Source organism: Micromonospora sp. WMMD812, assembly GCF_027497215.1.
Classification (GTDB): Bacteria; Actinomycetota; Actinomycetes; order Mycobacteriales; family Micromonosporaceae; genus Micromonospora.
Genome location: NZ_CP114904.1, coordinates 3,538,762 through 3,560,925, shown reverse-complemented (window position 1 = coordinate 3,560,925; position 22,164 = coordinate 3,538,762). Strand labels below are relative to the sequence as shown.

Sequence of the window (22,164 nt, the reverse complement as noted above, 5' to 3'; positions counted from 1 at the left end):
GATCACATGCGCGCCGTCCGTGTGGATCATGAATCGGTCGACCATGACAGTGCGGTGGACCTGCTGCGGCGGTCGTACGCGGCAGTGCCGCCCGGGGAGCCGGTCCGGCTCGCCAAGCGCACCTCCAACCTGTTCCGGCCCCGCGCCGCGGTGCACACCCCGGGCCTGGACGTCAGCGGCCTGACCGGCGTCCTCGCCGTGGACCGGGAGGCCCGCACGGCCGACGTGCAGGGCATGTGCACCTACGAGGACCTGGTCGACGCGACCCTGCCCCACGGCCTGATGCCGCTGGTGGTGCCGCAGCTGCGCACCATCACCCTCGGCGGCGCGGTCACCGGTCTGGGCATCGAGTCGACCTCGTTCCGCAACGGTCTGCCGCACGAGTCGGTGACCGAGCTGGACGTGCTCACCGGCTCCGGCGAGATCGTCACGGCCCGGCCGGACGGCGACCACGCCGACCTCTACGCGGCCTTCCCGAACTCGCTGGGCAGCCTCGGCTACGCCACCCGGCTGCGCATCGAGCTCCAACCGGTACGCCGCTACGTGGCGCTGCGCAACATCCGGTTCACCCGGTTGGAGGACCTGACCGACGCGATCGGCGAGGTGACCGCCACCCGGGCCTGGGCCGGGTCGCCGGTCGACGCGATGGACGGGGTGATGTTCAGCCCGGGGGAGTCATACCTGGTGCTGGCCACCTTCACCGACGAGGTGGAGCGGCCCAGCGACTACACCGGGCAGGACATCTACTACCGGTCCCTGCGCCGGCGCACCCGCGACACCCTGACCACGTACGACTATCTCTGGCGCTGGGACACCGACTGGTTCTGGTGTTCCGCGGCGTTCGGTGTGCAGCACCCGGTGGTGCGCCGGCTCTGGCCGGCGCGGTTGCGGCGCAGCGACGTCTATCACCGGCTGGTCCGGCTCGAGCACCAGTACGGTGTCGCCGCCCGGATCGACCGGCTGCGCGGCCAGCCCACCCGCGAGCGGGTGGTGCAGGACGTGGAGATCCCACTGGAGCGGACGGCCGACTTCCTGCGCTGGTTCGCGGGCAGCGTCGGGATGACCCCGGTCTGGCTCTGCCCACTGCGACTGCGTGAGCCGGCGGGTCCCGGCTCGGCCCGGTCCTGGCCGCTGTATCCGCTGCACGCGGGGCAGGACTACGTCAACATCGGTTTCTGGGGGAGCGTGCCGATGACCGAGGGCGCCGCCGACGGCGACGTCAACCGGTCGATCGAACGCGAGGTGTCGGAGCTGGGCGGGCACAAGTCGCTCTACTCCGACGCGTACTACGACCGGGACTCCTTCGACCGGCTCTACGGCGGGCCGACCTGGCGTGCGGTGCGGGACCGCTACGACCCGGAGCACCGGTTCACGGGACTGTACGAGAAGGCGGTAGCACGAGCATGAGCCTGACCGACCGAGACCAGGGGGCGACGAGCGCCCCCGGCACACCGCCGGCGGGGGGCCGGCGTCCGGGGCCGACCGTGGCGGAGGTGGTCCGCACGGTGACCGTCGGTGACCTTCCGGTGCGGATCACCGGCTACGACGACAGCGCCGTCGGCCCGGCCGACGCCGGGATCACCCTGTCCATCCGTTCCGAGCGAGGACTGTCCTACCTGCTCACCGCCCCGGGCGACCTGGGCATGGCCCGCGCCTACGTCAGCGGTGACCTGGAGTTGCAGGGGGTGCACCCGGGCGATCCGTACGAGGCGCTGCGGGTGTTGAAGGACGAGCTGCGGCTGCGCGTGCCGCCGCTCAGTGAGGGGCTGGCCCTGGTGCGCGGGCTGGGCTGGGAGCGGCTGCTCCCGCCGCCCGCCCCGCCGCAGGAGGCGCAGCCGCGGTGGAGGCGGGTCATGAACGGGCTGCGGCACTCCCGGGCCCGCGACAGCTCCGCGATCTCGCACCACTACGACGTCTCGAACGCCTTCTACGAGAAGGTGCTCGGCCCGTCGATGACGTACACCTGCGCGGTCTTCCGGTCCCCGGACGACACGCTGGAGCAGGCCCAGGCGTCGAAGTACGACCTGGTCGCCGGCAAGCTGGCGCTCAAGCCCGGGATGCGGCTGCTCGACGTGGGCTGCGGCTGGGGCGGCATGGTCCGGCACGCGGCCCGCGAGTACGGCGTGAAGGCGCTCGGGGTGACGCTGTCGCAGGCGCAGGCCGAGTGGGCGCAGGCGGCGATCGAGCGGGAGGGGCTCACCGAGCTGGCCGAGGTGCGGCACCTGGACTACCGGGACGCGCCGCGCGAGCAGTTCGACGCGGTCTCCTCGATCGGGTTGACCGAGCACATCGGCGTGCGCAACTACCCGGCCTACTTCGGCTTCCTGCGTGACCGGCTCCGTCCGGGCGGGCGGCTGCTCAACCACTGCATCACCCGCGCGGACAACCGGGCGCCGCACCGCTCCGGCGCGTTCATCGACCGGTACGTCTTCCCGGACGGCGAGCTGGCCGGCCCGGGCCGGGTGATCAGCGAGGTGCACGACGCCGGGCTGGAGGTGCACCACGAGGAGAACCTGCGCCAGCACTACGCACTGACGCTGGCCGGCTGGTGCCGCAACCTCGTGGACAACTGGGACTTCTGCGTCTCCGAGGTCGGCGCGGGCACCGCCCGGGTGTGGGGCCTCTACATGGCCGGGTCACGGCTGGCGTTCGAGCGCAACGGCATCCAGCTGCACCAGGTGCTGGCCACCCGCAACGAGCCGGACGGCCGCAACGGATATCCGCTGCGCCCGGACTGGCTGCCCTGAGCACCACCCGCTGACGAGAAGACCGCCCGTGCGCGGCCTTCTCCCGGCGGGCTGACACCACGGAAGGGCCGCGCGACCCGCGCGGCCCTTCCTCGAACCGATTGACAAAATCGCTTTGTACGTACAAACTGATTTTGCCATGAGAGATGTCCTGTACCTGGAGCAGATCGAGCAGGCCGAGGCCCTGCTCAAGCCGCAGCGCGTGGAGGTGCTGCGGCAGCTGGCCGAGCCGCGCACCTGCACCGAGGTGGCGGCCCGGCTGGAGCAGACGCCGCAGCGCGTCTACTACCACGTCAAGCAACTGGTCGCGGCCGGCCTCGTCGACCTCGTCGCCGAGCGCAAGGTCCGCGGCATCACCGAGGGCATCTACCAGGCCGCCGCCCGGTCCTACTGGCTCTCGCCCCGGCTCGTCGGCCGGATCGGGCTACGCCGGGCGCGCGACGAACTGAGCCTGGGCTACCTGCTCGACCTGATGGAGGAGGTCCAGGCCGACATCGCCGCGCTCGATCGCGCCGCGCCCGAGCTGCCCTCGGTCGGGGTGTCCGGCGAGATCCGGGTGCCGGCGGAGCAACGCCAGCAGTTCCTGCACGACCTGCAGACCGCTCTGCAGGACCTTTTCACCCGCTACGGCGGCGCCGAGGGAGACGCCTTCAAGCTCGCCGTGGCCTGTTACCCGAAGGGGAAAGACCGTGAGTGAACCGATGAAGCTGAGCGCCCGCCTGGCCGCCCCGATCGAGGCCGTCCGCCGGGCCGTCACCGACCCCGCGGAGCTGCGCGTCTGGTTGGCCGAGCACGCCGAGGTCGAGCTGCCGCGCCGGTACGAGTTCTGGGGCCGCTACACGCCCGAGGGGGACGCGCCGCACCAGCGGCTGCTGCACGCCGACGACGACACCGTGCGCTTCGCCTGGCTGCTGGGCGGCGTCGAGACCACCAGCGAGCTCCACCTGCGCGCCGACGGCGCCGAGGCGACCATCCTCACGCTCAGCCAGAGCCACTTCGACTTCGCCGAGGCGATCAGCGGCACCGGAAGCATCCGGGGTGTGCTCCAGACGTACTGGAGCCTGTCGATCGCCAATCTCGCTGCCCACCTGGAGGGCCGGCCGCAGCTGCCGAAGGTCGACTTCACCTCCGCCGACTTCCGGGGTGAGCTGCTGATCGACGCGCCGATGGCCACGGTGTACGAGTCGCTGACCGACTCCGAGCAGGCCAGCGCGTGGTTCGGCTACCCGATCGGGATCGAGCCGTGGGTCGGCGGGCGCTACGCCATGGGTGGCTTCGACGCCGGCTACGCGGCCAAGGTCATCGACGTGGACCCGGGCCGCAAGGTCTCGGTCGACTGGGGCCCGACCGGTGTGACCACCTGGGAGCTGGCCGAGTCCGGCGGGAAGACCAAGCTCACGTTCGTGCAGAGCGGCTTCGACGAGACCAACCCGCCGTACGCGGCCTGGGCCGGGTCGGTGGCGGGCCTGGCCGAGCTGCGCCGCTACCACGAGATGGCGGACTGGACTCCGATCTGGCTCGCCGAGGAGGTTCCCGGAGCGCAGCCGGAGACGGCGGCCGCCGCCGGCTGAGGTGTGGGCCTCGCCCCCTGTCACCGCATTCGCTGTGGTGGCAGGGGGCGATGCGTTTTCGGGCACCGGTTGGGGTCGCCCTTACCGTCCCGGCGCACTCCTTGTGGCATGAGCAGCGGCATATCACCTGATCCGGTGCCTTATTACCCCTGACCATCGGATCAGGGAAGCCGCCACCCGTATCCGCCAAAACGTGGGAAACTTTCACCAAAGGGGGCGTCGACCCGGCCGAGTGCCGAAGTTCTCAAGGACTCCCAATCCACGGTGAACGGCGCCTTCACGCCTGCGCGCCCCACGGATGGTCATCGCCGTCGGCGAATCCGGGCCCAGGCGTCATCTAGGGAAGGAGCAGCAGTGATGGTGGGACGTACCCGACTGTGGGCGGTGGCGATGGCGGTCAGCGCCGCGGTGGCGGCCACCGCCGTGGGAAGTGCGGCCATGGGCGACGGAAGAAGCGACTCCCGCGACTCGCACGACTCGCACGACTCTTTCGACTGGCGAGACGCGGGCAACCGGGACGGGCGGGACCGGGGTGACGAACGGGACGACCTGGAGACGGTGCGGGCGAAGCTCAGCGGCTACGAAGAGGACCCGAAGACGATCTCGACGCCGGGCTCCGGCCGATTCGAGGCCAAGATTGACGAGCGGGACAAGGAGATCAAGTTCCTGCTCAGCTACGAGGACCTGAAGGATGTCCAGCAGGCGCACATCCACTTCGGTGGGCGGCACCAGAGCGGCGGCATCGCCGTGTTCCTGTGCTCGAACCTGAAGGACATGAAGGGTGGCCACGCGTCCAAGGACACCCAGTCCTGCCCCGAGGCGCCCGCCAAGATCGAAGGGACCATCAAGCCCGATGACGTGGTCGGCCCCGCCGACCAGGGCATCGAGCCGGGCGAGTTCGACGAGCTCGTCGACGCGATCAAGGCCGGCGTCACGTACATCAACGTGCACACCAAGAAGTACCCGAACGGCGAGATCCGCGGTCAGGTCGAGAGCGACGACCGGGACAAGGGTCACGACGACGACTGGGGCTGGAACGACGACGACTGGGGCCGGGGCGAGGACGACCACGGCGACAAGGACGACCACGGCGACAAGGACGACCACGGCGACAAGGGCGACCACGGCGACAAGGGCGACCACGGCAAGGACGACCACGGCAAGGACGGCAAGGACAAGGACGACCACGGCAAGGACAAGGACGACCACGGCAAGGACGACAAGGACAAGGACGACCACGGCAAGGACAAGAGCAACGGCTGACCGTCGCGCTCACCCGATCGGCTGAACGCCCGACCCGGCATTACGGGCCGGGCGCTCAGCCGTACGCGGCGTCAGCGCTGCGGAGGCAGCCCGGGTGACCGGGCGCCCGCTTTCCCCCGTTGGCTGAGCGGCCGCCGACTGGCAGCCCCAGCAAGGGTGTGATCTTCCACCCGCATCGGGCTCGCCACCACCTGCGGCGCTTACGCTCAGGGGCTGCCGTCCAAACGGGGAGAATCGTTGCGCAACCACCCGGCCGTCGTGCTGGTCGCCGTCCTGCTGTCCACGTTGTCGTTGCCGGTGTCCCTGACCGGCGCGTCGGTCGCCCTGCCGGACATCGGCCGCGACCTCGACGCCGGGCTGGCCGCGGTGCAGTGGGTGGTCAACGGCTACAACGCCACGTTCGCGAGCTTCATGCTCGCCACCGGCGCGCTCGCCGACCTGCTCGGCCGGCGCCGGGTCTTCGCCGTCGGGGTGACGATCTTCGCCGGATCCGGGCTGCTCGGCGCGGCGGCCGGCGACATCATGCTGCTGGACGCCGCACGGGCGCTCGCCGGTGTGGGCGCGGCCGCCGCCGCGACCAGCGCGTCCGCGCTGCTCGCCGGCACGTTCCACGGCCGGGCGCGGGCCCGCGCGTTCAGCATCTTCGGTACGACCATCGGTGTCGGCCTCGCCTTCGGCCCCTCCATCGCCGGGCTGCTCATCGACACCATCGGCTGGCGGGCGGTGTTCGCCGTGCCGGCCCTGGCCGGGGTGGTGGTGCTCGCCCTGGTCCCGCTGCTGCCCGAGTCGCGGGCGCCGGAGGCCGGCCGGATCGACTGGCCGGGGACCGTCTCGTTCACCGCCGCGCTGCTGCTGCTGATCTTCGGCTTCGTGCAGGGGCCCGAGTTCGGCTGGTCCGACCCCCGCATCGTCGCCGCGTTCGTCGGCGCCGGCGTGCTGCTGGCGCTCTTCGTGCGGGTGGAGCGCCGGCGCGCCGACCCGATGTTCGACCTCGCCCTGCTGGCCAGCCACCGCTTCCTCGGCATCTGCCTGGCGGCGGCCACCATCGTCGCCGTGCTGGTGCCGCTGCTGGTCTACCTGCCGTCGTACCTCACGACGGTGGTCGGGCTGACGCCCGGCGCGGCCGGGATGACGCTGATCCTGCTCACTGCGCCGACCCTGGTCCTGCCACTGCTGACCGGGGTCCTGACCCGCCTGGTGCCGGCGGCGCTGGTGATCGTCGTGTCGGTGGCCGTGGTGGCGCTCGGCGCGGCCTGGGCCACGGTGCTCAGCCCGCACAGCCACCCCGCCGGGTTGGCCGGCCCGCTGCTCAGCATCGGCGTCGGGGTCGGCCTCTCCATCGGACTGCTCGACCAGCTGGCCATCGGCAGCGTGGCGCCGAGCCGCGCGGCGACCGGCGCCGGCATGATCAACACGGCCCGCCTGGCCAGCGAGACCATCGCCATCGCCGTGGCCGGCGCGGTCCTCGCCAGCACCACCGCCGGCCGGCTCGCCGACCCCGGCTTCACCGGCGGCCTGCGGACCGTGCTCTGGGTGATGGCCGGCCTCGCGGTGCTCGCGGCGGCGGTCACGGCGCTGCTGCTGCGCGGGCGGAGCGCCACACCGGCCGAAGGGGCGTTGACCGCCTATCGTGGCGGATCATGACGAGCAGCGAGCAGCGACTGGCCGCCATCCGGGGTGGCGCGGCGCCCCGGCGGCACAACGCGCGGACGATCGCCGCGCTGACCGGCAACCCGGGCTGCACCCGGCGTGCGGTGCTGGACGGCGCGGGCGTGGACAAGCCGAAGCTCGCCGAGCGGATCGGCTTTCCCGCCCGCTTCGGTCAGTCCCGGTTCGCCATCACCCGGGGCAACGCGTTCGAGGCGCAGGTCAAGGCCGACGGTGGGGCCGAACTCCTCCGGCTGGTGGCGGAGCGGCTCGGTGTGGAGCCCGGCGACCGGGCCGACTGGACCGACCTCGGCGCCGACGACGACCTGCCCGAGCGGCACGCCCGGTCGCGGGAACTGCTGACCGCCGCCGTGCCCGCCGGCGCGGACCAGCCGGCGGCGCTCTTCGACCACCCGCTGCTCGGCCTGGAGGTCGCCGGCCGGCGCGTGCACCTCGAACCCGACCTGGTCGCCGCTCGCCTCGCCGGCCGGTTCCACGTCGTGGAGGTCAAGTCGTTCCCGGTCATCGACGGGCAGGCCGACCCGGCGAAGGTGTCCGCGGCCGCGATCCAGTCCGCCGTGTACGTGCTGGCGCTGCGCGAGCTGCTGGCCTCGGCCGGCCACGACCGGGAGCTGGTGTCGCACGAGGTCGTGCTGGTCTGCCCGCGCGACTTCGCCAACCGGCCGGTCGCCAGCCTGCTCGACGTGCGCAAGCAGCTGCTGGTGCTGCGCCGCCAGCTGGACCGGATGGCCCGGCTCGACGACCTGCTGGCGACGGTGCCGGAGGACTTCACCGCCGACCTGACCGCCGAGCCGGCGACGCTGCTCGCCGCACTGTCCACCGTGGAGGCCCGCTACGCGCCGGAGTGCCTGGCCGCGTGCGAGCTGGCGTACTTCTGCCGGCACGAGGCGCGGGGCGGCACCGGCGTGCTCGGCCGGCCGGTCCGCGAGTCGCTCGGCGGGATCGCCACCGTGGCGGAGGCGCTGGCGCTCGCGGCCGGCGAGCGCACCCCCGACCCGGAACAGGCCGAGGCCGCCGCGCTGCTGCGCGCCGCCGCCCGGTTGCGCGCCGACGCACTCGCCGCACCGGCATGAGTACGCTGCGCGCGCTCGCGAAGGCCCAGGCCGTCGCCGCCGGGGTGGCCCAACCGGTGGCCACCGTCCGGCACCTGCACCTGCACGACCGGCCCCTGGTGCTGGTGCCGCTCGCCCTCGCCGGCGAGGCCAACGCCCCACTCGCCGCGCTGGTCGGGGCGACGCCCGACGAGCCGCGGCTGCTGGTCGTGCCGCAGCCCCGCAACCGGGACCACCGCTACCGGTTCGCCGCGGAGCTGGCCGCGATCGTCCTGCCGCACCTGGACGCGCACCGGGGGGTGAGCGAGGCGGTGCCGGTCGACCGGGGCCGGGACGTCCGCCACCGGTACGTGGACGCCCCGCAGCTGCTGGTGCCCAACCCGGCCGGGATCACCTTCCTACGGCTGCTCGGCCGCTCCACCCGGTTCCGCCGCACCGACGGCGACTACCCGGTGCCCCCGTCGGTGCCGCTGCTCGGGCGCTGGCTGACCTTCTTCGCCGAGCGGGCCGAGCATCCCGGCTCGTCGGCGCTGCTGGCGATGACCGACGCGATGACCCTGCACTGGGCGACCGGGCAGAGCGCGGTGGAGGACCTGCACCTGCCGGCCCTGCTCGGCTGGATCGACCCGCCGCCCGGGCTCAGCGGTGCCGAGGCGGCGGCCCGCGCCGAGGACCCGGACACGCACCCGCCGGCCGGCCCGGCGACCGACCCGGACTTCGACAACCACCGCCTCGCCTCGGCCATCACCGCGTACGCCGAGGCGGACGACGACCCGAGCGCCCGCGCCGAGGCGTACGCGGCGCTGGAGGGCCTGCTCCGCGACCAGCTGACGCCCACCTGGGAGTTGATGTGGCGTGGCGTGGGACTGCTGCGCGGCCTGCCACCGGGCGCCCGCATCGAGGGCCGGTGGGCCGGCGACCGGGACGCGTTCACCGGTCACGCGGAGCACGTCGACGCGGGCGGCGGCCCGCAACCGCGCCGGGACGGCCCGGTGGCCGCGGCCGCCCGGCTGCACCGGCTGGAACGGGCCCTGACCTCGTACGCGGTCCAGCGCGCCTACGACGACCCGCTGGTGATGGCCGAGCACCGGCTGACCGGTGAGGCGTTCGTCGGCGAGGTGACCCTGGCCGACCCGAAGCGGGTCGACGACAGCGGCAAGCGCCCGGTGCTGCGTCCTCGGATCCAGCTGGTTACCACCGAACCGGTGCTGGTGCCGGTCGGCGCGGCGCTCTCCTCGCCGGCCCGGCCGGGGCAGAAGGCCCGGGTCGTGTTCGTGACCCCGGCGGACGGCAAGACCGAGGTGGTGCTGGAGCTCTCCGGCGGGATGGGGCGCGGGCTGACCGCGGCGCCAGGCAGCGTGCCGGAGGTGGGGGAGCGGCTCTGCTACACGACGCTGTCGGACGCGTTCCTGCCGTCCGCCGCCTTCCCGGCGCCGGAGGAGACACCGTGGACGCACGGCGGCCCGCCGTCGGGCGTGGGCAGCGGTGACGGCGACCCGGCGGAGGAGTGGACCTGACGCTCCGGTGCGCAGTGTGTGGAGATCGCCAGGAGTGGGTGTTATGCACGCGGGAGCCACACGAATTCGCATCTCTCGATAACATTCGCTGGCCCGGACGAACGGTCCGTCCGGGGCTCATGACTCGAGACACGGGGGCCTGCTTTGTCAGCTCGTCGCGCCCGCCGCTGGGGCGCCGCCCTGGTCGGCGCCACCCTCGCCGCCGGACTGCTCGGTGGCGGATCGGCCTCGGCGATCGCCGCCGCCGATCCGGTGCCGGACGGCACGTACCGCTTCAGCTCGAAGATCACCTTCGGTGACCTGCGCTCCTGCTCCGGGGCGCTGGTCGACCAGAACTGGCTGCTGACCACCCGGTCCTGCTTCGCCGTCGACACCCCGCCGACCGCGCCTGGCGCGCCGGCCCGGCCGACCACCGCGGTCGTCGGCCGGACGGACCTCACCGGCACCGCCGGCCAACAGCGCACCGTCACCCACGTGGTGCCGCACCCCGGCCGGAACCTCGCCCTGGCCCGGCTCTCCGCGCCGGTGACCGACGTCCCGCCGGTGGCGCTGTCCACCACGGCGCCCACCGCCACCGAGACGCTCACGGTCACCGGTTACGGCCGGACATCCACCGAGTGGGTGCCGGACCGGCTGCACCGCGGCTCCTTCACCGTCCAGGAGGTGACCGGCGGCTCGATCGGCCTGCTCGGGGCGTCCGCCGGCGCCACCCTCTGCAAGGGCGACGCCGGCGGGCCGGCGTTCCGCGACAACGCCGGCACTGTCGAGCTGGTCGCGGTCGCCGCGTCCTCCTGGCAGAAGGGCTGCCTGGGCGAGACGGAGACTCGCGACGGGGCCACCGCCACCCGGGTCGACGACCTCGGCGCCTGGGTGCGCGAGCAACTCGCCGACGTGCAGATCTTCGGCGTCAACTCCGACAACCGGCTGACCTACGGCGTGATCGACTCCGTCACCGGTGACCTGCGCGCCAACCGGACCTCGACCGCGGCCCTGAGCTTCACGCCGAAGGCGATGGCGACGCTGAACGCGGACACCATCCTCATGAACGACGCCGCCGGCAACCTGTACCGGATCGACGTGACCGGGAACGACCCGCTGACCTTCACCGCCACGGACATCGCGGACGGCTGGTCGGCCTACAACCGGCTGACCTACGACGGCTACGGCTCGCTCTACTACATCAACGGCACCAGCAACCAGCTCTACCGGCGCACCATCACCAGCGCCAAGCCGACCGGAGCAGACCTGACCTGGGCCACCGCCATCGACACCGGGTTCAGCCAGAAGACCATCACGTCCCCGGCCGCCGGCCGAATCCTCGGCACGACCTCGGACGGGCGCCTGCTCTCCTACCGGGTCTACGGCAACGCCACGACCGGCGTCGGCTGGACCGTCAGCCCGCTGGCCACCACCGGGTGGGCCGGCCCGACCCAGGTCGTCTCCCCCGGCGGGGGCCTCTACTACGCCCGCACCGCCACCGGCCGGTTGGACCGCTACCGGGACGCCAACCCGGTCGACGGCAGCGGCGCCGACCTCCAGAGCTTCCCGACGGACCCGGTGAGCACCTCGGGCTGGAACCAGGTGCTGCTGTCCGCCCGGCCGTGGGCCGGTCTGGTCTCGGTCTTCGGCACGAAGGCGGACGGTCGGCTGTCGTACACGGCCTTCGACCCGGTCACCGGGCTCAAGCGGGTCGCCACGGTGTCGCAGCAGACTCTCGGCTTCACGCCGAAGGCGATGGCCACGTTGAACTCGGACACCCTGCTGGTCACCAGCACGGCCAGCCAGGTCTACCGGGTCGACGTCACCAGCTTCGACCCGCTGGTCTTCACCCGCACCGAGTCGCTCGCCGGCGGCTGGACGCACGACCGGCTGGTGTACGACGGCAACGGCGCCCTCTTCGGCACCGCCGGCGGGTTCCTGCGCCGCTACAAGGTGAACAAGGCCAAGCCGGTCGCCGCCGACCTGCCGGGGTGGCCGGTCTACAACGGCGACGGCACCCCCGCGGACGGCTTCAGCCTGCCGACGCTGGGCGCCACCGGCCGCAACCAGCTGATCGCCACGGCGGGCACCAACCTCGTGCAGTACGAGATCGACGCGAGCAACATCTGGCGCCGCACCAACCTCGTGACGACCGGGTGGAGCGGATACACCTCGCTCCTCTCGCCCGGTGGCGGCCACTACTACCGCCGCGACGCGAACGGGGTGCTGACCGGCTGGCTGGACCGCACCCCCTACGACCGCAACGGCAGCGACGTGGCGGCGTACGTGCCGGCCGGCACCGTCAGCGGCGGCTGGGACCCGATCCTCTCCGCCCGCCCGTACGACTCCTGGCCGGACAGCACCCGCCGTTGGTGACGTGTTGACCGACCGACCGCAGTGATGGTGCGGGCCGCCCGATCACGGGCGGCCCGCACTCTGGTGAACCGGCCGAGCCGACGACCGCGTCGGCCAGGGGCGCGGTCTCTCTCCCGGCCGTCGCCGCAGCCGTGCGATCCTGCCCGTGCGACCGGGCGGTGCGGCGCGCTGGTTCATCGGGCGATGGCTCAGCGTGGGGCGGTGGCCAGCGGCGCGGTGGACGACACCGCGTCGAGGCGGGCCCGCGCGGCCCGGTGTGCCACGTCGAGGGCCTCGGCGGCCGGCGCCTCGATGTCGGGGGTGACGCCGGTGCCCTCCCAGTTGGTGCCGGTGACCGGGTGGACCGGCCGGGCCACCGGGACGGTGACCTCCAGATGGGCGTGCGCCCGGAAGCCGATCCGCGGGTGCCCCCCGCCACCGGTCCGCTCGCCCACCACCGTGGCCCGGCCGAACTGCTGGAGGTTGTAGGTCAGCTCCTCGCCGCCGGAGAAGGTGCGGCGGCTGGTCAGCACGTGGACGGGCTTGTCCGGGGCGTATCGGGGGACCGGCAGGTAGGCGGCGCTCCAGGACTGGCGGACGGGGTCGCCGGCACGGTCGTACATGGTGTGCAGCAGGGTCGGCTCGTCGAAGAGCCAGCCGCAGAGCAGCGCGACCATCTCGGGGGTGCCGCCGACGTTCTCGCGCAGATCGATCAGAAGCGCGTCGGTGCCGGCGAGCAGCCGCAGCGCCGCGGTCATCTGGTCACCGGCGAGCTGCGGCGGAAAGAGGTACGGCCGGATCTCCAGCACGCCGACGTTGCCCGCCAGCAGCTGCACCCGCCCGATCCCGCCCATGGTGCTGGCGGCCAGCCGGATGATGCGGTCGTCGTCCGGGTCCCGATCCCGGTCGGCCAGTGGCTCGTCGTGGTGCTTGAGCCGCAGGTGCAGGTCGTTGTTGACGGACTGGAGGTCCGCGGTGACCAGCTCCCCGAGTGCGCGGGGGTCCTCGGCGGCGGCGTAATGCCCGGCGGCGAGGTGGTCGGTGAGCAGGCTCGCCAGCCGGGCCGCGACGTCGGGAAAGACGTAGTGCTCGTCGACCAGCGTCGCGGTCCGCTCGACGACCTCGGTGATCTCGGCCTGGCGCATGGCGGTCTCCTGCCTGTCGGCGATGTCCGGTCCGTTGTGGTGCTGAGCAGTAGATCAGGACGATTGACAAAGCGTCAAGAGGGCTAGACACTTTCTGGCATGGCCGACCCGCTTCCCGACCGTCCGCTCGACGAGCTGCTGGAAGTCACCACTCCCGAGCAGTTCAAAGCGCTCGGCCACCCGTTCCGCCAGCGCCTGCTCTTCTCGCTCGGCCAGCGGCCGGCCACGATCAGCCAGCTCGCCGCCGCGCTCGGCGCGGCCAAGGGCAATGTGGCCCACCACCTGAAGGTGCTGCGGGACGCCGGCATGGTGCGGGTGGTGCACACCCGGCCGGTGCGCGGCGGCACCGAGCAGTACTACCAGCGCTGCGCCCGGCGGCTCAGCGTCGCGCCCGGCCACCCCGGCGCCACCGCCGCGTTGCTGGGCGCCGTCGCCGAGGAGATCGCCGCCGCCCCCGACGAACCGCTGCTCCAGTTGCGGCACCTGCGGCTGACCGCCGCCCAGGCCGAGCGGCTGCGCGCCGCCCTGCTCGCTCTGGTCGAGGACGCCGAGGAGGCCGGCGACGACGAGCCGCGCCACGGTGTCCTGGTCAGCCTCTACCGGCAGGGCACCCCGCCACCGTCCTGAACGGACCGTCCTTTCGCCCCGGTGTCGGGGATGCGACCTCCGACAACACCGGACGCGCCGGTCGGCCCTGGCGAGCGCACCCACGGGCTGGCTAGGCTGCGGTGGTTTGCCGGGGACCGGTCCGTGCCGTCGAGGTGCCCGCACGGGAGGGAGCCGGAGCGACCGTGTCGCCGCAGGAGCTTGAGCCTTCGCCGGCCAGCGCGCCGTCCAGGGTCGCCGCGGCCGGCCGCGCGGGTCTCCTCGCCGCCGGCTCCGTCGTCCTCCTCGAGGCGTTCTGGCTGGTGGCGGCACTTCCCGGCGCGGCCCTGGTCAGCGATCTCGGCGCGTTGCTGGTGGCCGGTGTGGCCACGGCGGCCTGCCTGGACGCCGCCCATCGGCACCCGCCCTCGCTGCGGCGGTTCTGGGTGCTCCTGGCCGCCACCATGGCGCTCGCCGCGGCCGGCCGGGTGTTGTGGACGGTGCAGCGGGTCGCCGGCGGCGAGCTGCCGCACACCCCGCTGATCGGGGCGGTGTTCACCGCCGGCATCCTCACCGGGACCGCCGCGCTGCTCTGCTCGCTCACCGCGCCCCGCACCGCGGTCGGCCGGGCCCGCACCCTGCTCGACGGGGTGATCGTCGGTCTGGCCCTGGTGCCGATCGGTTGGGTGGTGGTGTTCCGGGACGTCGCCGAGGCCGACCTGGCGGATCCGGTCCGCACCCTGGGACTGCTCTACCCGATGCTCGACCTGATGCAGCTCACCATCCTGGTGGCGGTCGCCGGTCCGGTTCGGCCGATGTGGCGGCCGATGACGCTCATCGCGGCGAGCCTGGCCACCCGGGCGCTGGCCGACACCGCGTACGTGTCGCTCGCCGTGCGCGGCGACTACTTCTCCGGCCACCCCGTCGACGTCTGCTGGCCGCTCAGCTACCTGCTGATCGTCGCGGCCACCCGGTACCCACCCCCGCCGACGTGCCCCGACACGGACGACACCGCGGACGTGCCGCTGCCGCCGTGGTGGCGGGTGGCGCTGCCGTACCTGCCGGTCGGCGGGGCGATCGTGGCCGTGGTACTGGCCAGACAGCCGACCGGGCAGACCCCACAGCTGATCTTCGTCGGCATGATGGCGCTGCTGGCCGCACTCGCGGTGCGGCAGGGGCTGGCCGCCAACGAGAACCTGTGGCTGGTGGCCCGGCTGCGGCGGCTCGCGTACACCGACCAGCTCACCGGGCTGCCGAACCGGCTCCTGTTCACCCGGCGGCTGCGCCGGGCGCTGCGCGGCGACGGCCGGGTGGCCGTGCTGCTGCTCGATTTGGACGGGTTCAAGCAGGTCAACGACCGGTTCGGGCACGCCACCGGCGACACGCTGCTGACCGGGTTGGCGGCTCGGATGCAGACCGCGGTCGACGGCGACGGGACCATCGCGCGGCTCGGTGGCGACGAGTTCGCGGTGCTGGTCGACGGCGTACGGGCGGTGTCGCCGCAGCGGCTGGCCGAACGGCTGCTCGACGCGTTGCAACCCTCCGACGGTGACGAGGACGTCGGGGTGCACCCGTCGGCGAGTATCGGCATCGCCGAGTACGGCCCGCAGCACGCGTCCCACACCGACCTGCTGCGTGACGCGGACATCGCGATGTATGCGGCCAAGGCGGCGGGCAAGTCCGCGTACCGGATCTGCACGCCGCTGCTGCGCGAGTCGGCGGTGTCCCGGGCCGAGCTGATCGCCGACCTGCGCCGGGCCGTCGACGAGCGGCAGCTTCGCCTGGAGTTCCAGCCGATCGTGGACGTCGCGACGGGGACGGTGCGCAGCGCGGAGGCGCTGGTGCGCTGGTGGCATCCACGGCTGGGGGTGCTGACCCCGGCCCGGTTCCTGCCGCTGGCCGAGGAGGCGGGCCTGATCCTGCCGATCGACCGGTGGGTCATCCACGAGGCGTGTCGGGCCGCCGCGACCTGGCGGGGCCGGGCGCCGGACGCGACCGTCGCGGTGAACATCTCCGCCGCGCACCTGCGCCGGCCGGATCTGATCGCCACGGTCACCGCCGCGACCGCGGCCGCCGGCCTGGCGCCCCGCGCGCTCACGCTGGAGCTGACCGAGTCGGCGTTGATCGAGGGGAGCGACACTGTCCTGGACCGGCTGCGGCAGCTGCGCGAGTTGGGGATCGGGATCGCCATCGACGACTTCGGCACCGGCTACTCGTCGCTGAGCTACCTGCACCGCATCCCGGCCACCGAGCTGAAGATCGACCGTTCGTTCGTGGCCCGGCTCGACTCCGCCGACGACCGGGCATACGCGACGGTCGAGATGGTGACCCGGCTCGCCGGCGCGTTCGACCTGTCGGTGGTGGCCGAGGGGGTGGAGACCGAGCGGCAACACGCGGCGATCGCGGCGATCGGCTGCCCACGCGGTCAGGGCTACCTCTACGGGCGGCCGGACCAGCCCGCCGCGGTGGGCCAGAATCGGACTTGACCCTCACGTAGCGGCAGGCGGGAGCCTGGTTTCCGGAAGGGAGGGAACCATGGCGTACACGGTGGGCCAGGTGGCGAAGGTCGCCGGCGTGACGGTACGGACGCTGCACCACTACGACGAGATCGGGTTGCTGTCGCCGAGTGGGCGTACCGCGGCCGGCTACCGCCGCTACGACGACGCGGACCTGGAGCGGTTGCAGCTCATCCGCTACTACCGGGAGCTGGGGTTCCCGTTGGAGGAGATCGCCGCGATCCTCGACGACCCGGCGGCCGATCCGGCCGCGCACCTGCGCCGTCAGCACGAGTTGCTGACGGTACGGGTGAAGCGGTTGCAGGAGATGGTCACGGCGATCGAGTTCGCGATGGAGGCGAGGAAGGTGAACATTCGGCTGACCCCGGAGGAGCGGTTCGAGGTGTTCGGGGACTTCGACCCGGACGCGCACGCCGAGGAGGCGGAGCAGCGGTGGGGCGGGTCCGACGCGTACCGCGAGTCGAACCGCCGCGTGGCCCGGTACGGCAAGGACGACTGGCTGCGGATCAAGGAGGAGAACGAGGACTGGGGCCGGCGGATGGTGGCGGTCATGTCGTCCGGTGCGGCGGCGGACAGCCCGGAGGCGATGGAGTTGGCCGAGGAGCACCGGCAGATCATCAGCCGCTGGTTCTACGAGTGCTCGTACGAGATCCAGACGGGTCTGGCCGACATGTACCTGGCGGATCCGCGGTTCACCGCGCACTACGAGAACATCGCGGCCGGCCTGGCGGCGTACCTCAACGAGGCGATCCACGCCAACGCGATCGGTCGCGCCTGACGGCGCCGACCGGTCCGGCGGGCCGCGCCCGGATGGGCGCGGCCCGCCACCGGGGGGTTACTCCTCGACGGCGCCGGGCAGTGGGCCGTCGAGGTAGTCGTAGACGGTGCGGGCCAGTTGGCGGACTGTCTCGTCGCCGCCGGCCATCGGGCCGGAGGTGAGGAACGCGACCGCGACCTGCGAGCCGGGGATCAGGTAGTAGCCGACGTCGTGCGAGGCGTCCGGCAGGTCGCCGGTCTTGTGGGCCACCGGCACGCCGGGCGGCAGCGCGGCCGGGATCTTGGTGTTCAGGGTCTGCTCGGCCATGAAGCTGATCATCAGGTCCCGGGAGGCCGGGGTGAGGATCTGCGCGTCCCAGACCGCGCCGAGCAGCGCGACCACGTCGTCGGGGCTGGTGTAGTTCTCCTCGCCGCGCATGGCGGCCTCGGTGTCGAGCATCTTGCGCGCGAGGATCGTCGCCCGCTGGTTCATCGAGTCGATCAGGTCGTTGACCGGCGCGAAGCCGCCGAAGTAGTCGATCAGCACGTTCGCGGCCGTGTTGTCGCTGTACTTGATCATGTATTCGGCGAGCCGGTGCAGGGTGACGACCTGCGGGAAGGTCTCGTGTTGCAGCTCGCCGGTGCCGTCGACCACCTGGGCCGGGGTGACCAGGACTCCGTCGTCCAGCGACACCTGGCCGCAGTCCACGCGGCGCAGCAGCTCGACGAGGATCCACAGCTTGATCACGCTGGCGGCCTTCGGGCGGAAGGTGGCGTTCACCGCGACCTGCTGGTCGCCGTACCGGCCGGAGAGGTCTCGGACGGTCACGCCGGCCGGGTTTGCGGTGGAGGCGTCGACCACCTCGCGCAGTTGGCCGGTGAGCGGGAGCAGCCGCCGGCCGGCGATCGGGTCGGTGGGTGGCTGGGGTTCGGTGACCACGTCGCCGACCAGCCCTTCGGGCTCGGCGTCGGGCCGGGTCACCTCGACGATGCCCCGGGTGCGGCCGACCAGCGGGACGTCGTAGGCGTAGGTCGTACCGTCGACGGTGACCTCGCCGCTGGCGATCCGGTGGTCTACGCGCATGTCGGGGTCGGCGATCCGGCCGGTGTCGCCGTCGCAGGCCCGGTAGCGCACGGTGCGTGATTCGCTGTCCACCGAGAACACCCCGCCGGGGAAGGCCAGCCAGGCGAGCGTGCTGGCCGGCGGTCGCGGTGCCGCGGGGCCGCCGCCGTCGGCCGCCGCCGGCTCGGGGGCCAGCAGCGCGAGCGCGAGGCCCGCGGCGGTCAGGCCCGCCAGTCGTACGCGGGACACCGCGCCCCGGGAAGATGAGCGCCTCTTGTCGGTTTTACTCACGTTTGTACGATATGAAGCGCACGGATCGGATGGCGCGCGTGCCGACCGTGTCACCCGTCCGAGGGTGGCGACGGCGCGAAAACGTCACACTGCGGGAGTATCACCGGGTCACCGATATCACCGACCCGGAGGTCCACAGTGCTCATCGTCGCCGGCAGCCTGTACGTCGATCCGGCCGGGCGGGACGCCTACCTGGCCACCTGCCTCGAGACGGTCCGGCAGGCGCGGTCCGCGCCGGGCTGCGTCGACTTCGCGATCAGTCCGGACCCGGTCGAGCCGGGGCGGATCAACGTCTACGAACGCTGGGAGTCCGACGAGCAGTTGCTCGCCTTCCGGGGCTCGGGGCCGGCCGAGGAGCAGACCGTGGCGATCCTCGGCGCCGAGGTGCACCGCTACCGCATCTCCGCCGTCGAGGCGCCCTGACGGCGGGTCACGTCGGCGGTGGGGCGGGGTGCGGTTCCGGGGGCAGGCCCGGCGCCAGCCGGCGCAGTGAGGTGAAGGTGGGCACGAGCGCGTCGAACAGCTCGGCGAACAGCGGCAGCAGCGAGGCGTACGTGGCGGCGGCGGCCGCGTCGGGGCGGATGGTCTCCTCGATGTGGACCAGGTCGGCGGCCACGTCGATGGAGGAGATCAGGCCCAGCGCCTGCATGCCGAGCAGCGCGGCGCCGAAGCTGGAGCCCTCGGGGCCGGTGGGGAAGCTCACCGGCATGCCGAGCGTGTCGGCGAGCATCTGTCGCCACAGGCCGCTGCGGGCGAACCCGCCGCTGGCCCGCACCTCGTGCACCTCGTTGCCGGCGGCGCGGACCGAGGCCAGCACCAGCGCGAGCTGCTGGCACACGCCCTCCAGCGCGGCGCGGATCAGGTGCTCGCGGCGATGTCCGTGGGTCAGTCCCACGTACGCGCCGCGGGGCAGCGCACTCCAGTTCGGCGCGCGTTCGCTGAGCAGGTACGGCAGCATGATCAGCCCGCCGGAGCCGACCGGGGCGCGGGCGGCCAGCGCGGTCAACTCCTTCTCGGAGTGTGCGCCGAGGTCCGGAGCGAGCGCGTCGCCGGCCCACCGGAGCACGACGCCGCCGTTGTTGATCGCGCCGCCGACCACCCAACGGTCCTCGGTCAGCGCATAGCAGAAGACTCCGCCGAGCGGGTCGACGCCGGGGCGTTCCACCATCACCCGCATCGCGCCGCTGGTGCCGATCGAGCAGGCCACCACGCCGGGATGCACCGCGCCGAGCCCGAGGTTGGCCAGCGGGCCGTCGCCGGCCCCGACCACCACGGGGGTGCGCTGGGGCAGTCCGGTGGCCGCCGCGGCCCGCGCGGTGAGCCCGGGCAGCACGGTGGTGGTGGAGACGAGCCGCGGAAGCTGCTCCGCGGTGATGCTGGCGATGGCGAGGGCCTCGGTGTCCCAGTCCAGCCGGTGGATGTCGAACAGCCCGGTGGCCGAGGCGAGTGAATGGTCGGTGACCAGCGTCCCGCACAGGCGCAGCAGCACCCAGTCCTTGATCCCGACCCAGTGCGCGACCCGCTCGAAGAGCCGCGGCTCCTGCTCGGCGAACCACAGCAGCTTCGGCAGTGGGGACATCGGGTGCACCGGCGTGCCGGTGCGGCGGTGCAGCGCCAGCCCGGAGGGGACCGCGCGGAGTCGTTCGGCCTGTCGGCTGGAGCGCGAGTCGGCCCAGGTGATCGACGTGGTGAGCGGATTGCCGTCGGCGTCGAGGCCGATCAGGCTGTGCATCGCGCCGCTGAGCGACAGCCCGGCGACCGGCCGGTCCAGGTCGGCGACCGTCGCGCGGAGCGCGGTCAGGACGGCGTCGAATATCTGCTGCGGGTCCTGTTCGGCGTACCCGGGTTGCGGCTCGTCGAGGGGGTAGCCGGCGGAGTGCGCGGCGAGTTGCGTGCCGCGGGTGTCGTAGGCGACGGCCTTGGTGCTGGTGGTGCCGATGTCGACGCCGATCACCACTTCCGGGGCTGCGCCCGAGTCGGCCACGACGCTCACCCCCTCGCACCGGACCGGTGGGCGACGCCACCCCCGCTGCGGCCGACATTACCGACACACCCGGCACGCCGTACGGGGATCACGCGGCTCGCCCCGGCACGGTCGGCCGGGACGGTCCGGCAACGGCAGGCCGGTTTCGCGAACAGCGTCGGAATGCTTGGTTCTGTTACATCTCGTGGCTTCGGCCGCGCCTTTTCACGTTCCGCGTATTCAAGCGAATAAGACGGATCGGCCGGCCGGGAACGCAGCGGACCTCACGGGGTGCCCGGTGACTGGCGATGCTCATATGCTGCCCGGCAGTCCCCTTCCTCTGTCAATAGAGGAAGTCCAATGTTCTTCCTTCGTCCCAGTCAACGCGGAACGGGAAGTCGGGAATGGGTTCGGCGACCCCCACCGCTCATGCGTTATCGCCGGGGGGATCTGTGGCTGTCGTCGTCGTTCTCGACATTGATGAGACCGTGCCCGAGCGGCAGAGCCTGACGATCGAGGTGCGCTCCGACGACGCGCGGGCTCCCACCGGGATGGCCGCGCTTCGGGACGCGCTCCTTCGACTCGAGGCGATAGGCGTCGGCGGGGAGCTGCTGGGCCCGGCCTTCGTCTCGGCGCCGATCCCCCTGCCCGGCGCGCATCTCCTCCTCGTCGACCTCGGCCCGCTCCCCGCCGAGAACATCCTCGCCGTACCGGAGCTGCTGGCCTGGCAGCTGCGGGACGCGGGGGTGCGAGACGCCGTCGTCTCGGTGGTCCGGCCTGCTCCGGTCGACGCCGTCGAGGAACTCGGCCCGTCGGCCCGCGCCTACCTGCGCGGTCCGCTCGGCATGCCCTTCGGCGACCGGCGCGTGGCCGAGGTCTCGGCCGGCAGCCCGTCGGCGCGGCTACCACTGCCCCTGCTCGACATGGCGCTGCACTGGTGGCACGCCGAGCGCCACCCCACCGACCCGGTGTCTGCCGCCGTGCTCGGGGTCCAGGTGCCGCTGACCGCCGAGACGGCCGGTCCGGCCGCCGCCGCCGTGCTGTCCACCCTGCCGACGGCCACCGCGGTGACGCTGCTCGCCGGCGACGGCGCCGACCGGCTGGCGGCGGCAACGGTCGGCAGCACCCAGCACGGTGCCCCGCCTGCGGCGGCGCTCAGCGTCGTGTCGCCGCGCGGCGACCCCGCCGACCTGACCGGGCGGATGCGCCGACTGCGGGACCTGCTGTGCGCGCACGCGGCGACGCTGCTGTGGGCGGGCGTGGACGTCGAGCCGGACAGCCGGCGGGTGCTCGTGCCGCAGTGGTCGCAGCGGCCCGAGGCCGGCCGGACGCCGGTCAGCCGCCGACCCGGGGTGGAGGTGCTCGCCGACGAGCTGGTCCCCGACGCCATGTGGTTCCAGGTCCTCTCGGCCGGGCATCTCGACCGGCTCGGCGGGCTCCCGCCCGGCGCTACGCCGCTGCCCGAGGGGCGGGCCGAGCTGACCGTCGGGCAGCCGGAGCAGTGGCTTCCCGGGCACCCCGACGCCGCCGCGGTCCGGGCTCGGGGCCGCAAGCTGCTCGCCGGCCTCCTGGTGGACGAGGCGTACGCGTGGAAGATGTCGGCCGACCGGCTGCGCCGCTGCGCGCCGCCGGACAGCCGCTGACCGCACCGGGTCGGACGGTCGGCGCGCCGGGGGTGTACGCCGCGACGCGG

Annotated in this window: 17 protein-coding genes; 14 read left to right on the top strand and 3 right to left on the bottom strand. The window is 73.0% G+C overall.

Going from position 1 to position 22,164, the window contains the following annotated elements; genetic code table 11:
• Positions 1-6 precede the first annotated feature (6 nt).
• From O7603_RS16280 to O7603_RS16240, 9 genes are all read left to right on the top strand, one after another.
• The gene (locus tag O7603_RS16280; protein WP_281576561.1) at positions 7-1,407 is read left to right on the top strand and encodes an FAD-binding oxidoreductase; all 1,401 of its coding nucleotides are present in this window, start codon (positions 7-9) and stop codon (positions 1,405-1,407) included.
• On the top strand, positions 1,404-2,747 hold the full coding sequence (locus tag O7603_RS16275; RefSeq protein ID WP_281576560.1) for a class I SAM-dependent methyltransferase: 1,344 nt from the start codon (positions 1,404-1,406) through the stop codon (positions 2,745-2,747). The genes O7603_RS16280 and O7603_RS16275 overlap by 4 nt, the downstream gene beginning before the upstream one ends.
• 139 nt (positions 2,748-2,886) lie before the next feature.
• Positions 2,887-3,444: a helix-turn-helix domain-containing protein gene (locus O7603_RS16270; RefSeq protein WP_281576559.1), complete on the top strand. Its 558-nt coding sequence runs from the start codon at positions 2,887-2,889 to the stop codon at positions 3,442-3,444.
• The gene (locus O7603_RS16265) at positions 3,437-4,318 is read left to right on the top strand and encodes an SRPBCC domain-containing protein (protein ID WP_281576558.1); all 882 of its coding nucleotides are present in this window, start codon (positions 3,437-3,439) and stop codon (positions 4,316-4,318) included. The genes O7603_RS16270 and O7603_RS16265 overlap by 8 nt, the downstream gene beginning before the upstream one ends.
• A 357-nt stretch (positions 4,319-4,675) precedes the next feature.
• Complete coding sequence (locus O7603_RS16260) at positions 4,676-5,581, top strand: CHRD domain-containing protein (protein WP_281576557.1); 906 nt, start codon at positions 4,676-4,678, stop codon at positions 5,579-5,581.
• 237 nt (positions 5,582-5,818) lie between these two features.
• Positions 5,819-7,225 carry an MFS transporter gene (locus O7603_RS16255; protein ID WP_281576556.1) on the top strand — a complete coding sequence of 469 codons (1,407 nt, stop codon included), beginning with the start codon at positions 5,819-5,821 and terminating at the stop codon, positions 7,223-7,225.
• A complete protein-coding gene (locus tag O7603_RS16250) occupies positions 7,222-8,322 on the top strand; it encodes a hypothetical protein (RefSeq protein ID WP_281576555.1) in 1,101 nt (366 codons plus the stop codon). The genes O7603_RS16255 and O7603_RS16250 overlap by 4 nt, the downstream gene beginning before the upstream one ends.
• Positions 8,319-9,818 (top strand): hypothetical protein, encoded by a 1,500-nt coding sequence (locus O7603_RS16245; RefSeq protein ID WP_281576554.1) that lies wholly within the window; start codon positions 8,319-8,321, stop codon positions 9,816-9,818. Before O7603_RS16250 ends, O7603_RS16245 begins: the two co-directional genes overlap by 4 nt.
• Before the next feature lie 144 nt (positions 9,819-9,962).
• Complete coding sequence (locus O7603_RS16240) at positions 9,963-12,173, top strand: tachylectin-related carbohydrate-binding protein (protein ID WP_281576553.1); 2,211 nt, start codon at positions 9,963-9,965, stop codon at positions 12,171-12,173.
• 188 nt (positions 12,174-12,361) lie between these two features.
• On the opposite strand, the gene O7603_RS16235 is transcribed toward O7603_RS16240, so the two are convergent.
• Complete coding sequence (locus O7603_RS16235; protein WP_281576552.1) at positions 12,362-13,297, bottom strand: S41 family peptidase; 936 nt, start codon at positions 13,295-13,297, stop codon at positions 12,362-12,364.
• 99 nt (positions 13,298-13,396) lie between these two features.
• Between O7603_RS16235 and O7603_RS16230 the strand changes: the two genes are divergently transcribed.
• The 3 genes from O7603_RS16230 (at position 13,397) to O7603_RS16220 (ending at position 17,176) form a co-directional block, all read left to right on the top strand.
• A complete protein-coding gene (locus tag O7603_RS16230; protein ID WP_281576551.1) occupies positions 13,397-13,924 on the top strand; it encodes a winged helix-turn-helix domain-containing protein in 528 nt (175 codons plus the stop codon).
• Between the two features lie 164 nt (positions 13,925-14,088).
• The gene (locus tag O7603_RS16225) at positions 14,089-16,368 is read left to right on the top strand and encodes an EAL domain-containing protein (RefSeq protein WP_281576550.1); all 2,280 of its coding nucleotides are present in this window, start codon (positions 14,089-14,091) and stop codon (positions 16,366-16,368) included.
• 49 nt (positions 16,369-16,417) lie between these two features.
• Positions 16,418-17,176, top strand: a complete 759-nt coding sequence (locus O7603_RS16220; RefSeq protein WP_281576549.1) for a MerR family transcriptional regulator — start codon at positions 16,418-16,420, stop codon at positions 17,174-17,176.
• A 57-nt stretch (positions 17,177-17,233) separates the two neighbouring features.
• Here the strand turns inward: O7603_RS16220 and O7603_RS16215 are convergent, their stop codons facing one another.
• On the bottom strand, positions 17,234-18,508 hold the full coding sequence (locus O7603_RS16215; protein WP_281576548.1) for a serine hydrolase: 1,275 nt from the start codon (positions 18,506-18,508) through the stop codon (positions 17,234-17,236).
• A gap of 138 nt (positions 18,509-18,646) precedes the next feature.
• Between O7603_RS16215 and O7603_RS16210 the strand changes: the two genes are divergently transcribed.
• Positions 18,647-18,931: an antibiotic biosynthesis monooxygenase family protein gene (locus O7603_RS16210; protein ID WP_281576547.1), complete on the top strand. Its 285-nt coding sequence runs from the start codon at positions 18,647-18,649 to the stop codon at positions 18,929-18,931.
• A 7-nt stretch (positions 18,932-18,938) separates the two neighbouring features.
• On the opposite strand, the gene O7603_RS16205 is transcribed toward O7603_RS16210, so the two are convergent.
• Positions 18,939-20,501 carry a gluconokinase gene (locus O7603_RS16205; protein WP_281576546.1) on the bottom strand — a complete coding sequence of 521 codons (1,563 nt, stop codon included), beginning with the start codon at positions 20,499-20,501 and terminating at the stop codon, positions 18,939-18,941.
• A gap of 422 nt (positions 20,502-20,923) precedes the next feature.
• Here O7603_RS16205 and O7603_RS16200 point away from each other — a divergent pair, with 422 nt between their 5' ends.
• Positions 20,924-22,114 (top strand): hypothetical protein, encoded by a 1,191-nt coding sequence (locus O7603_RS16200; RefSeq protein WP_281576545.1) that lies wholly within the window; start codon positions 20,924-20,926, stop codon positions 22,112-22,114.
• The last annotated feature ends 50 nt before the right edge of the window (positions 22,115-22,164 follow it).

Coding starts and splice junctions, on each gene's coding strand:
- O7603_RS16220 (WP_281576549.1), top strand. CDS start 16,418: ATGGCGTACACGGTGGGCCAGGTGGCGAAGGTCGCCGGCGTGACGGTA.
- O7603_RS16230 (WP_281576551.1), top strand. CDS start 13,397: ATGGCCGACCCGCTTCCCGACCGTCCGCTCGACGAGCTGCTGGAAGTC.
- O7603_RS16270 (WP_281576559.1), top strand. CDS start 2,887: ATGAGAGATGTCCTGTACCTGGAGCAGATCGAGCAGGCCGAGGCCCTG.
- O7603_RS16260 (WP_281576557.1), top strand. CDS start 4,676: ATGGTGGGACGTACCCGACTGTGGGCGGTGGCGATGGCGGTCAGCGCC.
- O7603_RS16280 (WP_281576561.1), top strand. CDS start 7: ATGCGCGCCGTCCGTGTGGATCATGAATCGGTCGACCATGACAGTGCG.
- O7603_RS16245 (WP_281576554.1), top strand. CDS start 8,319: ATGAGTACGCTGCGCGCGCTCGCGAAGGCCCAGGCCGTCGCCGCCGGG.
- O7603_RS16235 (WP_281576552.1), bottom strand. CDS start 13,297: ATGCGCCAGGCCGAGATCACCGAGGTCGTCGAGCGGACCGCGACGCTG.
- O7603_RS16275 (WP_281576560.1), top strand. CDS start 1,404: ATGAGCCTGACCGACCGAGACCAGGGGGCGACGAGCGCCCCCGGCACA.
- O7603_RS16250 (WP_281576555.1), top strand. CDS start 7,222: ATGACGAGCAGCGAGCAGCGACTGGCCGCCATCCGGGGTGGCGCGGCG.